This window comes from Psychrobacter sp. AOP31-B2-9 (assembly GCF_052378005.1).
Taxonomy (GTDB): domain Bacteria; phylum Pseudomonadota; class Gammaproteobacteria; order Pseudomonadales; family Moraxellaceae; genus Psychrobacter.
Genome location: NZ_JBQSXG010000086.1, coordinates 1 through 13,523, shown reverse-complemented (window position 1 = coordinate 13,523; position 13,523 = coordinate 1). Strand labels below are relative to the sequence as shown.

Here is a 13,523-nt window from a genome sequence, read left to right as displayed (position 1 = left end):
AATTATAATGGGCACTGCAAGATTTATTTATCATTTTTTTCTCATTACATGACTTTTATCATAACCATGTACCCACATTATAGTCAGTATTTATTCTAAACAGTTTGTTTCGCATATGAAACAAAAAAATATAAATAAGTCTGTAGTGTGATTTTGCATATTAACGAATTGATGCTATAGACTGCTTTAAGGCTAGGCGATTCATATGTATTAGAACGTCGTTACTATCATGGTATGACTAGGGCGTGTCCTCAATTCAATCGATAGCCATCTAAATGGGTTAAAAATGGCTAAATCTTGCCAAACGGCGTCAAATAGCTGACTAATATCTCGATATTATCTGCGCTATTTTCCTTGTTTGACTACAATTTATCTCATTTTTATTACCATTTTTAAAATGAGGACACACACTAAAAACTTTTCATTTGTTAATAAAATAAAAAAGCCAAACCACCGTTTGAGGGTAGCCTGGCTTTTGAGAATCAGTGTATTGCTAGTGTGTCGTTAAGGTCTTATTAGAAAGCTTAAAGTCGCACCGAGCATTCAGAATCGATTGCTAAATCTTATCAGTATCCTGCTGTACATTTTCTTGATGCGGCTGAGGTTTTTCGGGCATTTCAGATAGACCTTCGTCGGTAGTGTTTGACGATGCAGTATGGCGACTGTGATTATTACTCATACGCTCACTGAGATGTGATTCGGCATCACGATAGCGAGGGTCAAGGGCTTCTGTATCAGGATCTGATTCATTAAAATCTGTCTGCGTGCCTGTCTCTTCAGTCGTGTTTTGCTCACTGACCATTGCGACATCACCATCGTTCTCATAACCATGATTAGGATTGGCATCGCCGGTTTGTTCATCAGTATTTTGAGACGTATCAACGTTATCCTCTACAACCTCATTATCCGTTGCAACACCATGTTTGGCTTGTGCATTTTGCTTGAGCTGGGCATAGTCAGTCAGTTGCTGTACTGCATTGTCAAGAGTGTGAGGGTTAGAGCGTTCTTGCGCTTGTGATAAATGCTTATCAAACACATCGGTTAATAGTGAGTCAAAGCGGATAGCATTATACTGAATGAGAACTTCGGCTTCTTCTTCAGTGATGTCTTCGTTTTGACTGGCATAAACCACATGATCTTCAAACGTTAGCCCTTCAAAGCTGTCTTTGTGCTCAGCCTTTTTAAACTTCTGCCATAGGGGCTCGATATGGATAAGCGTTTGATAAGCATGTTCCATACGCCCAGTCACATCGTCTTCTTCGGTATTGTAATAAACCATGGTTTTGAGATAGTCGCGGAACGGGTTGGTCTCAAAGTCATCCATAAAGGTATCACCCAATTGACGTTTAAGCTCATCACTCGGCGGCGTAAATATACGACCTGTTGGGAACGTCACAAAGCCAACCAACTTGGCGGCCATTCGATTTGGGAAATTATCAAAGAAGGATAAAAATGCTTCTTGAATGGTGTATAAGCTGTTTTGTAGAGCAACTTCAGCATGTAAGCGTTCAGACTTCGATTTGCTACCATGCTCATAGAACTGCAAAATAGCCGTTGCGATAAACAAATGACTATGAATATCAGCTAAGCGTCCAGAGAGCATCTCTTTACGCTTTAAATCACCCGCCAGTAGTCCCAATGCCATATCAGCAGTCAAGGCAAAGCCTGCACTTAGGCGATTGATATGCTTGTAATAAGGACGAGTAAAGCTGTCTACGAAGCTAGGGGCGTTACCGCTACCACCGACATAACCTGCGACAAATGCTTTTGCCCCGCGGTTAAAGGTATAACCTAGATGTTTGAAAAATAGAACATCAAACTCTTTTAATGCGTTGGACTTGTCTTCGCTTTGTAGTAATTGCAGCTCATCAAATAGATAAGGGTGACAGCGCATCGCACCTTGACCAAATATCATCAATGAGCGCGTCAAGATGTTTGCACCCTCAACGGTGATAGAGACTGGAATCGCTTGATAAGGGGTCGCTAAGAAATTACGTGGTCCCATCTGTACCGCACGACCACCGACCACATCCATACCATCATTGACCACGCTACGCATGGTTTCGGTAGCATAGTATTTTGCCATTGCCGTCATGACCGATGGCGTACCGCCTTGGTTTAGCCCGCAAGTGACGAGATGACGAAACGCTTCTAGCATATAGGTATTACTGGCCATACGGCTGGTGGCATCTTGTATGCCTTCGAACTTACCGATAGAAATCTTAAACTGCTCGCGCACTTTAGCAAACGCACCAACAGACAAATAGGTCATTTCACTGGCTGAGGTGGATAAAGCTGGCAAGGAAATACCACGACCAACACCTAAGCATTCCATCAGCATGCGCCAACCACGTCCAGCGTTTTCGACGCCACCGATGATATAATCTAACGGTATAAAGACGTCTTTACCATCGACTGTGCCATTCATAAATGGTGAGCCGATTGGATTATGACGTGGTCCTATAATAACGCCTTCGTGGCTCGCAGGGATTAGCGCACAAGTAATGCCGTAATCGGTTTTCTCAGAATTGCCAAGCAGTCCTTCTGGGTCATGCATTTTAAATGCTAAGCCGACAACGGTAGCGATAGGTGCTAAAGTAATCCAGCGTTTGGAGAAGTTCATACGTAAGCCAAGCACTTGCTGACCTTCATGGATACCGTAGCAAACCACACCAGTATCAGGAATCGCACCTGCATCGGAGCCCGCCTCAGGGCCTGTCAAACCAAAACAGGGTATCTCATCACCTTTGGCCAAACCTGGGAGCCAGCGTTGTTTTTGCTCGTCCGTACCATAGTGCATGAGTAGCTCACCAGGGCCGAGCGAGTTTGGTACCATGCAAGTCACAGCGGCAGTAGGGGAGCGAGAGGCTATCTTACTCATGATACGGCTTTGCGCATACGAGCTAAAATCCAATCCTCCGAACTCTTTTGGAATGATGAGACCTAAGAAGCCATTGGCTTTGATAAATTGCCACGCTTGTGGTGACAGCTCTTTGTCTTCATGCTGAATTTTCCATTCATCTAGCATGGTGCACAATACTTCCACCTCATTATCCATAAAGCTTTGTTCTTCTGCCGATAGCTCTGGGTACGGATAGGCTGCAAAGGTGTCCCAATTGGGCGCACCCATAAATAACTCTTTTTCCCACCAACTGGTACCAGAGTCGAGGGCTTCACGCTCAGTATCACTCATGCTTGGCATCGCGCCGCCCAAGGCCTTATAAACTGGCTTGGTGACTAACGACTGGCGCAATGGTGTGATGAGTAGCACTAAGCAGAGTAAAGCTATAGGTATACCTAAGATCAGCGACCATGGACTGAGCAAGGCGGTAGCGATTACGATAATGATAGCAATAACGCTGCCAGTGACACGTGATAAGGATAACAAAAAGATGGTCAAAACCATGGCTAATTGAATGATGATTGCTAAGATGAATAAGCCAATTACCATGACTGTCTCCTTTATAACGCTGAACCAAAAGCGTGAAATTATATGACTAGGAATGTTTTAAGCTAGATAGTTGTTATTTTTTCGGACGTTTAGCGGCCTTATCGTTAAGTGAATCTCGCCACCAATAATTGGTTTTGAATTCCAATTAGGAAAAGGCAAATAAAAGATAAAGCTAGCTACCAATATGAAACAGTTGTCGATGACTATCAACGGTTAAAATGCTACGCTGTGTCGATGATATGTATCAAGCGCCATAAAGTATATAGCTAGTAGGACCAACGACCAAATAAGTCAGATAAAGCTAACCAAAAGGCGCTAAGCAGCTTTCAGCATAGGATAGCGTCTCATTACGTCCTACGATGATATGATCGATTAGTGATATATCTAACAGGTCGCAGGCTTTTTTTAACTCATAGGTAAGCAAGTTATCTGCCGTCGATGGTGTGGCATCGGTATGAGGATGATTGTGGGCAATGATAAGTTGGCTAGCCGCGTGGCTTAATGCATGTCGCAGCACATGTTTGATACAAACGGAACAAGATGAAATGCCGCCTGTGAATAGTATCTCGAAGTTTAACAGATTGAGCGCATTATCTAGACAAAGCACCGCAAAAACCTCGCGGTGCTCACCACGTAATTGGGTGCTAATATAGTCTTTGACTGCTTGCGAGCGTCCAAGCGCTTGGCCTGTTTTTAGTTGACTGTCTAAATAACGCGTGCCCATCTCAAGCGAGGCCAATATCTGTGAGTATTTTGCAGGCCCAATGCCGTGACAAGCGAGGACGGTTTCTTGAGGCGCTGCCAATAGTTCGGCTAAGCTACCGAATTGCTCGATTAAGTGACGAGCCAATTCAATCGCTGACTGTGATTGGGTGCCAGTACGCAGAAATATCGCTAATATCTCCGCGTCGGACAAATGGGCAGCACCAAATTTTAATAGTTTTTCACGTGGTCGGTCATCTTCGTGCCAGTCTTTGATCGCCATTGTCACTCCTTGAAAATGGATTACTGCCGGATATATTTAGTAAATATCGAAATTCTTACCCAACTTATCTCATAATTGTTACTATAAGCGCAATTCTATCTTTCAACTTTTTTATTGTTGCCCTGCTTATGTCTAATATCGTGCTTGCTATCACTGGCGGTATCGCCGCTTATAAATCTGCCGTATTTGCCCGCTTATTGATTAAGGCAGGCTTTGATGTGCGCGTTATTATGACTACAGGCGCACAGGCTTTTATCACCCCACTGACACTGCAAGCGCTAACTGGTAATGAGGTGCACACCTCATTATTAGATGAGCATGCTGAAGCAGGCATGGGGCATATTGAGCTGGCGAAATGGGCTGATTTAATCGTTATCGCACCAGCTTCTGCCAATACGCTGGCACGTCTCGCTATGGGTATGGCAGATGATCTTCTGACGACGGTGTGCCTTGCGACGACGGCACCAGTTATCGTTGCACCTGCCATGAATCAGCAGATGTGGGCGCATCCAGCGGTCAACCTAAACGTGCAAACCTTGCGCGATATGAATTATCAGATTATTCAGCCCGCGAGTGGTGAGCAAGCATGCGGTGATGTGGGAGCAGGGCGTTTGCCTGAGCCTGAGCAGCTATTGGACGAGGTGTTGCTATTCAATGCGATGCAAACGACACCGCAACTGCTCGAAGGTAGGAGAGTCGTGATTACCGCAGGGCCAACGGTTGAAGCTATTGACCCTGTGAGGTATCTGTCTAATCACTCCACCGGAAAGATGGGCTTTGCTTTGGCGCGTGCCTGCGTGGCGGCTGGTGCAGAGGTGATTTTGATTACGGGTGGCAAGGTATCACTATCGACGCCGCTCAATGTTACACGTATAGATGTATTATCAGCGAAAGAGATGTTGTTAGTAGCGCAGCAATGTGTGGACGGTACTCATGCGGCATTGTTATTTGAGCCATCTGATGATGCAGAGGAACATACTCATTCACACGACCATCATCACGGCGGTTGCGGTTGCGGTTGCGGTTGCGGTTGCGGAGATGAGCATGATGTTGCTGTCACTACCTCCGGTGATAGCGTGAGAATGGCAGATGTTTTTATTGCAACCGCTGCTGTCGCTGACTATCGTACCGAAGAAGCTGCACCACAAAAAATCAAAAAAACGCAAGACGTGATGACGCTCAATTTGGTTAAAAACCCTGACATTTTAGCAACGATTTCACTGGCGCATCCAGAGTTGTTTGTTGTTGGTTTTGCGGCAGAAACCCAAGATGTCGAGCACTATGCGCGTGGTAAGCTTGTTTCTAAAAATTTAGATCTGATTGCTTGCAACGATGTTTCGCGACCAGATATTGGTTTTGCTAGCGATGATAATGCCATGCAAGTGTTTTTCTCAGAGCATTATAAAAACGATAGCATCACGCTTGAAAAAGCGAGCAAGGATAAAATTGCTGAGCAATTGGCTAGCATTATTGGTGAGACGATATCTCAGCGTCACAATCGCTAGTGATATGGTCAAGCGACTATAGACAGGTGATAGAAATGTGTTGGTGTGAAGCTTGTTTGATTCGCTTCATTTTATTTTACGACTGTTTTTAAGATGAAAACACGCTCTCGTGTTATTGCTATATATAAAATAAAAAAGCTGAAGTGATATGACAGGTCTAATGGATGTAGCGGGTAACGATAGTACGCAGATGTTGTGGCTGATTGTGATATTTGCGATGGCATCATTGCTACATGGCATTAGTGGGTTAGGGGTGACGTTGGTGACCACCACGGCACTTGCTAGCATGTATCCATTGCCCCATGCCATTGTATTGGTCATCTTTCCCTCATTATTACTCAATGCGATGACCTGGCTAGCGGGTGGTGGTCGTACGATTTGGCAAAATTTTATCTATTATGGCAGACGGTATTGGCTGCTTGCTTTAACGAGTTTGCTTGGCAGTATCGTAGGCGCAAAGCTACTGCTATGGATAGATAGTGCTTATATTTTATTGCTATTAGCAGCGGTTATTGGGTTTTATGTCATCAGTAGCTTACTCGGCAAGCAAGTTCGTTTGCCAGATACCAAGCCTGTACTGATTATGGTTGGTTTTAGTGCTGGTGTTGTTGGCGGTGCGACCAATGCGATGTCGACCATACTGATGATGTACTTACTATCTGCCAGTGATGATAAACATACCATCGCGAAAGTCGGTAACATGTGTTACTTTTTAGGAAAAATCGCTCAAATTATCGTATTACGTGAGCCTATCATGGCACTGAGTAGCGGTGAGTGGCAGCTGATTGCTGTGCTGAGTGTTTTGTCTGTCGCCACTTTATTGGTTGGAATTCGCTTACGTCGTTATTTACCGCAAGCACGTTTTCGTCAGCTTATTTTAGTGATTTTAACCGTACTTGGTATTCGTGTGGGTTGGCAGGGTATTGCTGATTTTTTCTAGCAACATGGTCTAAAGCTGCCCAATATGAGCGATTGCGCAATTTTTATAAGTCAGCGCCTTTCCCAAAAAATATCTGCTGCGCCAAACGAAACGTATTGCAATGCGCCTCAACCACGTCTTCGATGTCTTCTGAATAACCACCACCCATCACGATAGCAACAGGAATGTTGGCGGCTTTGGCTTGGCTCAATACGTAATGATCACGTGCCTTGCAGCCTTCTATTGTCAGTCCCAACTTTCCTAATTTATCGGTCGCTAGTACATCCACCGCTGACTGATAAAACATCATATCTGGCGAAAACTCTGCTATTAATCGCGGCAAGGTTTCTTGTAATATCTGCAAATATTCTGCGTCACCTGCATCGTTATCAAGCTCAATATCTAGATCTGATACTTGTTTGCGAAAAGGATAGTTCTTTGCGCCATGCATGCTAAACACGAATACGCGTGGTTCGTCTGCCATGATACTGGCATTGCCATTACCTTGATGCACGTCCAAATCAACAATCAAAATCTTTTGTGCTTGCCCACGATCTAATAATAGATTGCTCGCGATACAAGCATCATTAAAGACGCAAAATCCTTCACCATGATCGGCAAACGCATGGTGCGTGCCACCCGCGACATTCATTGCCACGCCGTATTGCTGTGCATATAGCGCACATTCATAGGTTGCATGGGCAATATAACGGCCACGCTCGACCAGTTCAGGTTTCATCTCAAAGCCGATAGCGCGCGCTTCTTTGCGTGGTAAGGTCTGCGTTTTTAATTGATACCAATACTCAGGCGTATGCGTGGTCAAAATCTCATCTTCACTCAAACGCGCTGGCGCAAAAAAATTATCGACAGTGATAGTGCCTTCAGCCAGCAGTCGCTCAGGAATCATGGTGTATTTTTGCATAGGAAAACGGTGCTTTTCAGGCACTGAATAACGAAAAATATCAGAGTAGGCGATTTTCAGCATAATATTTAATGATTTATGTGTTGATGATTGTTATCAGAACAAAAGAGGCTACTCATCATTGAGCGCTATTAAGCGCTAGGCCTTCTTTGATATGCGACTGCTCATAGAACGCCTGTAGCATGGTTCGGATATGTGCCGTAAACCATGCGCTATCAAGGGCATCATATACGATAGGCAGCAGCACTGTATTGAATTGTGCCATTGCCTGCTCATCAATATAGATGCTCGCGGCGACGGTCATGATGGTATCTGATTGATGGTTGTCATACCAAGTATCGATACTGGCTGTTACTAACGTCTGCAAATAAGGTGATACTCGCAAGCGGTCATAGCTTTGTTGCATACTGGCTTCAATATGCTCGATGCTGTTATTGTCAGGCTCATCACTGAGATAGGTTTGTAGATGGCTGACAGGTTGTTCTTTGATGCGAGCCCAGCCCGTAACTAATAAACGCGCGACTTCTTCGTTTGATAAGTGCGCTTGGGCATTAGCCTCTGCTCGACGGGTCAAGTCTTTAATATTACGGTGTAAATAGGCTTGCAGCTTATCGTCAAGATTTTTGTTCGTGGCTTTTTCAAAAGAGCTACGGCCAAGTTTCATCAGTTTGCCCACTCCGCCGGCTTTGTCTAGCGTACTCTCCATAAAGTCGTTGATAGCGTGGTATAGCGTTTGGGTAAGCAGATCTGCAAAAGTTTCATTGCCGATCAGCGTGTGAATCAATGCATTACGCTGTTGCTCATGACTCGCCACATAGTTGGCTAGCGTGTCTACTTGTGTATCATCCACCAGTTCAGACAGTGGCACCTTGTCATTGACTGGATGGTAGATGACGGTATGTAAGATATCACGAATGTCTTTACGCATTACATCACTCATCGGGTGACCCAGTAACCAGTCATTTATTAACTGTTGCAAACTCTCACGGCTGATATATTGACTGAGCGGTTGCTCGCCAAACCATTGCCAAGCCTCCATGCTCAGTGGTTCGGCTTGCTGACGTAACCACTGCTGCATAAAATCAACTTGCGCGTTGATTAAGCTATCTACAGTAAAAGCTGACGTGTTTGATGTTAAGTCTTGGTTTTGGTTATCTTTTGAAGTCTGCATAGGTTTTGAGGTCATAGTAATCGACAATTTGTTATACTGCGTGTTTGTGGTAAGCATAAAGCATTATGCCATGAACATCGTATTGGTTTGTGACGAATATTGAATATTGATTGCTACTCGATAAATAACGAGAGGTTTTGATGACAGCTTTGGATACACCGTTACTCATGCTTGATGAGCTGACTGTCCAGCGTGGTGAAATACCTTTGTGCGAAGGTGTCTCTCTCAATTTATCTGCTGGTAGTATCTGTCATTTAGTGGGTGCAAATGGTACTGGTAAAACGACACTACTGATGCAGCTAGCAGGATTATTACCAGTGCTGACGGGCGAGGTCGTTTATCAAGGAACGGTCACTCTGCCCACTCAGCCTTTGTATGTGTCGCACCAGCTAGGCATTCATCCAAACCTCACTGTGGCACAAAACCTAAATTTTTTACTGAATTTATATGGTATCACACCAAGTACCGCTGATATTGATGATGCGCTCGCTTGGGTAGGGTTGCAGGGATTTGAGACGATCAGCTCAAGCCATTTATCTGCTGGGCAAACTCGGCGTATTACGCTTGCAAGATTGTATCTACTAACCCCCGAAATCACACCCTTGTGGTTGCTTGATGAGCCATTCACCGCTCTCGATGTCGATATGGTGGCCCGAATGGAAGACAGGCTATGCAAGTTTACTAATGCTGGTGGTTCGATACTAATGACGAGCCATCAGACCGTTGGCGTTGCCAATCAAGTGCTCGATTTGTCAGAGTTTATGGTTTAGAAAACAATACCGAACTGTCACCTTGTCAATCTCGTTGTATGGAATTGACTGTTTAATGGCCAGATAAACGCGATACATGTAAGTGAAAGGACGGATGATGACGGACAGTCCAATGCAAAATAGTAATGTGGCGGCTGCGCGTGGTATTAGCTTTATGCAGCTATGGCGACGCGAATGGCAAGTGAAGCAGCAAGGGGCTGTGCAATGGCTGTACCCTTTGGTGCTATTCTTAGTGATTATTACATTATTTCCGCTAGCGGTAGGTAGTGAGCCTGCATTATTGCAACGTCTTGGTGTGTCAGCGGTGTGGATTGCAGCATTGTTATCGTTGGTCATGGGTGTCGATGGTTTGTTTAAGCCTGCGCTTGATAATGGTACATTGGCGCAATTGGTTGTTGCCAAGGCATCACTGCCGTTATGGGTACTGATTCGCTTGATTATTCACTGGATATTTAGCAGTGGTATTGTGGCTGTATTAAGCTTGCTTGCCGTGCCTTTATTTCAGCTTAGTTGGTTTGAAGCGTGGATATTGATGGCTTCTATTGTGACCGGTAGTCCGATGCTGTTGATGCTGTCGGCAGTTGCCAGTAGTTTGACACTGTCACTAAAGAATGGTGCGGTACTCGTGCCGTTGATCGCTTTACCAATGCAGTTGCCTGTGCTGATTTTTGCGACGGGTGCGGTTGATTTGTTTGCTTCTGGCCTTAATGGCTTGCCTATTTTGGCGTTACTGCTGGCTGGTAGTATTATTTCAGTATTGGTCATGCCGTGGGTCATTTCAGTGACCTTGAAAATGTCGTGGCTTAATTAAAAACTGTAAAGATTATTCCGTAGAAATACTTATAAAAACCTTTGTATTAACAGTATGTTGAAAACGGGCAATTTTGCTATAATAGCTAACTTTCTACATAAATAATATATAGATTCGATCCAGTGTTTAACGCCAGCAGGTTAAACGATCATAGCGCCTATATTGCGCTGTATCGACGATAACCAAAGAGCTGCGCAAATAGGTTTATCCCCATGCCCAACCTGAATAACGTCTCATCTCCTAGTCTGTGGCAGCGCATTTGGCAAGGCTTTTTAACCACTGTGGGTACCAAGCAATTTTTTCGTATCTTTGCGCCTTGGGTCAAGTGGCTTGCGATATTGGCTGGTATCTTCTTGCTGATAGGCAGTGTCTGGGGTCTTGCTTTTGCACCGCCTGATTATCTACAAGGCAACAGCTACCGCATTATATTTATTCATGTACCTGCTGCTAGTATTGCTATTTCTATCTATTTTGCGCTCGCTATATTAGGAGCGATTTACTTAGTATGGAAGATTAAAACTGCCAGTTTGGTAGCACAAGCGCTGGCACCGATAGGTTTTTTGCTATGTATTATTAGCCTGATTACTGGTTCTGTTTGGGCAAAACCCACGTGGGGCACTTATTGGGTTTGGGATGCACGTTTGACATCTATGCTCATTTTGGCTTTTTTATACGCTGGTGTTATGGCACTGTTTGCTGCTTTTGAGCATACTGCCAATCGTGGCAAGGCCGCTGCTATTTTATCTATTGTGGGCGCAGTGAACTTACCTATTATCAAATACTCAGTACAGTGGTGGAATACGTTACATCAAGGCTCGACGTTTAGTTTGACCTCTGCGCCAAAAATGTCGGCCGATATGTGGATGCCGCTATTACTGATGGTTATTGGCAGTTATTTACTGGTGGCAGCGTTAGCTATTTACCGTACCAACACGCTAATACTATATCGTGACCAAGGCAAAGCTTGGGTAAAAGAATACATCCGTGGTCAACAGAAATAACCGCTAGGGAATATTATGCAGCCTTATTTTTATAGCTTCTCTGAGTTTATCGCCATGGGCAGGCATGGTGCGTTTGTTTGGTCGTGTTGGGCTATCACGGTCGGAGTCATGCTGGTGTTTGTTTTTTATAGTCGTAGGCAGAGACAGACACTTATTAAGCAGTTGACGATTCAGCAAGCACGTCAAGCGCAGCGTAGCGTTAATAAAAAGTCTCTATAACCAACAAATATCCCCATCAGAAAAACCATCCAATATCATGGCTTTAGCGTACAAATTAGCAACCTATTACGTATGAATGTGTGACCTTATAGCTCGCCATAAGGCTGATTGATTTATACGAAAAATGCTACTATATAGGTAATAGAAACGTACGATTAGAAAGATGTTTTTATAAATTTTTTCTAATGGCAGGTTCTTTTAGTAGGTTCTTTAATATTTTCTGTTTTATGGATGAACGCAGGACTGATTAAGGTCTGTAAAACAGTGGTTCATCAATGAGGTAGTGGTATGAATGCAGTTCGTCGCAAAAAACTAATGTGGGTGATGTTTACGCTTGCAGGCGCCGCAGTCGCTGTCGTGCTAGTTCTATATGCTATTGGACAACAGACCGATTATTACTTTGATGCTAGTGCCATTGCAAAAGGTGAAGCGCCACAAGATAAACGGATTCGTGCAGGCGGTATGGTGGTCGCGGGTAGCGTACAGCGTGCAGAAGACAATCCATTGAATGTTGAGTTTGCTATTACTGATTTTGAATCTACGGTGCCAGTCACTTATCAAGGGATATTGCCAGATCTGTTTGCTGAGAATTCAGGGGTTGTGGCCACTGGGAAAATGCAGGGCGACACCTTTGTGGCTGGTGAAGTATTGGCCAAGCACGATGAGAACTATATGCCACCAGAAGTTGCCAAATCAATGAAAGAAAATAATCGCAGCGGTACCGCACCTTCTTCTGAGCAATACAACCCTGCTGAAAAGGTTCATGAGACCAGTACCTTACAGCAATAACGATTATTATCGTTAAAACTATTTTAGTAGAGCCTAAAAAGCCACCGATTGTATCGGTGGCTTTTTTCATGGAGTATTTTCTTTAAGTTTTTCACTTATAGTCAATTGACTATTAGTCATCCCATACAGGGCTATAGTCAGGATGCTCAATTTTACGACCGTCGCTACGAGCTAGGCTAGCAATTTTATCCAGCTCTTCTGCACTTAATTGTACGTTGATAGCATCCAAGTTGCCTTGCAGGTGATCTGGGTTTGATGTCTTTGGAATGGCTACACGATGCTTATCTGATAGTATCCAAGCCAATGATATCTGTGCTGGCGTCACGTTATGTGTATCAGCAATCTCTTTGATAATATCATTATCAAAGACATCACCACGCGCGAGCGGAGAGTAAGCCTCTAGCAAGATGTGGTGGTTGTTCAGAAAAGTCTGTAGCGTTTTTTGTTTAATAAATGGATGAAACTCAACCTGATTGACCACAATAGGCACGTCAGCATACTTTTTAGCTTCGATGATATCGGCAATATTAAAATTAGATACACCGATATGGCGTGTCAGGCCTTGTTTTTGTAATTCGCACAATGCAGGAATCGTCTCAGATAATGGTACGCGGTCGTCAGGCCAATGCAGTAACAGCAAGTCAACGTAGTCAGTATCTAAGTCTACCAATGAACGTTTGGCTGCCGCAACTAGTTTCTCTGGTTGAAATTTCATATCATCAGGAAATATTTTTGTGGTCAAGAAAAACTTATCGCGAGCCACCCCCGATTGCTTGATGCCTTGACCGACTTCTTTTTCATTGCCATAAGCTTGAGCTGTATCGATATGTTCGTAACCCATTTCTAATGCTTTTTTGACGACATCGATGCAGTCTTGTCCGGTTGACTGCCATGTACCTAGACCGAGTACAGGGATGTTTGCTTGTCCAGCGGTACGAATTTTATAGTTTTTAGCACTCATATTATTATCCTTATAGTTT

Annotated in this window: 12 protein-coding genes; 7 read left to right on the top strand and 5 right to left on the bottom strand. The window is 44.0% G+C overall.

All coding sequences use genetic code 11. The features are described from left to right. Positions 1-556 precede the first annotated feature (556 nt). Together ACT3SX_RS10170 and radC are read right to left on the bottom strand one after the other, a co-directional pair. The gene (locus tag ACT3SX_RS10170; protein ID WP_192519715.1) at positions 557-3,451 is read right to left on the bottom strand and encodes an acyl-CoA dehydrogenase; all 2,895 of its coding nucleotides are present in this window, start codon (positions 3,449-3,451) and stop codon (positions 557-559) included. 301 nt (positions 3,452-3,752) lie between these two features. Continuing rightward, positions 3,753-4,436: a RadC family protein gene (gene radC / locus ACT3SX_RS10165; RefSeq protein ID WP_192519714.1), complete on the bottom strand. Its 684-nt coding sequence runs from the start codon at positions 4,434-4,436 to the stop codon at positions 3,753-3,755. 128 nt (positions 4,437-4,564) lie between these two features. Between radC and coaBC the strand changes: the two genes are divergently transcribed. Then, a complete protein-coding gene (gene coaBC, locus ACT3SX_RS10160; protein WP_192519713.1) occupies positions 4,565-5,941 on the top strand; it encodes a bifunctional phosphopantothenoylcysteine decarboxylase/phosphopantothenate--cysteine ligase CoaBC in 1,377 nt (458 codons plus the stop codon). 148 nt (positions 5,942-6,089) lie between these two features. Then, positions 6,090-6,881 carry a sulfite exporter TauE/SafE family protein gene (locus ACT3SX_RS10155; protein WP_192519712.1) on the top strand — a complete coding sequence of 264 codons (792 nt, stop codon included), beginning with the start codon at positions 6,090-6,092 and terminating at the stop codon, positions 6,879-6,881. Positions 6,882-6,924: 43 nt separating this feature from the next. Here the strand turns inward: ACT3SX_RS10155 and ACT3SX_RS10150 are convergent, their stop codons facing one another. Both ACT3SX_RS10150 and ACT3SX_RS10145 read right to left on the bottom strand, forming a co-directional pair. After that, positions 6,925-7,845, bottom strand: a complete 921-nt coding sequence (locus tag ACT3SX_RS10150) for a histone deacetylase family protein (RefSeq protein ID WP_192519711.1) — start codon at positions 7,843-7,845, stop codon at positions 6,925-6,927. 55 nt (positions 7,846-7,900) lie between these two features. Beyond that, positions 7,901-8,953, bottom strand: coding sequence for a hypothetical protein (locus ACT3SX_RS10145; RefSeq protein ID WP_226945127.1), 1,053 nt, complete (start codon positions 8,951-8,953; stop codon positions 7,901-7,903). Positions 8,954-9,093: 140 nt separating this feature from the next. Between ACT3SX_RS10145 and ccmA the strand changes: the two genes are divergently transcribed. From ccmA to ccmE, 5 genes are all read left to right on the top strand, one after another. Next, positions 9,094-9,723 (top strand): heme ABC exporter ATP-binding protein CcmA, encoded by a 630-nt coding sequence (ccmA, locus tag ACT3SX_RS10140; RefSeq protein WP_192992301.1) that lies wholly within the window; start codon positions 9,094-9,096, stop codon positions 9,721-9,723. 112 nt (positions 9,724-9,835) lie between these two features. After that, positions 9,836-10,534 (top strand): heme exporter protein CcmB, encoded by a 699-nt coding sequence (locus tag ACT3SX_RS10135; RefSeq protein ID WP_192519717.1) that lies wholly within the window; start codon positions 9,836-9,838, stop codon positions 10,532-10,534. A gap of 212 nt (positions 10,535-10,746) precedes the next feature. Then, positions 10,747-11,535, top strand: a complete 789-nt coding sequence (gene ccmC / locus ACT3SX_RS10130; RefSeq protein WP_192519710.1) for a heme ABC transporter permease CcmC — start codon at positions 10,747-10,749, stop codon at positions 11,533-11,535. Positions 11,536-11,550: 15 nt separating this feature from the next. Beyond that, positions 11,551-11,754 carry a heme exporter protein CcmD gene (gene ccmD, locus ACT3SX_RS10125; protein WP_192992300.1) on the top strand — a complete coding sequence of 68 codons (204 nt, stop codon included), beginning with the start codon at positions 11,551-11,553 and terminating at the stop codon, positions 11,752-11,754. A gap of 288 nt (positions 11,755-12,042) precedes the next feature. After that, complete coding sequence (gene ccmE / locus ACT3SX_RS10120) at positions 12,043-12,543, top strand: cytochrome c maturation protein CcmE (protein ID WP_192519708.1); 501 nt, start codon at positions 12,043-12,045, stop codon at positions 12,541-12,543. A gap of 112 nt (positions 12,544-12,655) precedes the next feature. Here ccmE and ACT3SX_RS10115 read toward each other — a convergent pair. Next, positions 12,656-13,523, bottom strand: an 868-nt coding sequence (locus ACT3SX_RS10115) for an aldo/keto reductase (RefSeq protein ID WP_444761721.1), incomplete at its 5' end; no start/stop codon positions are given.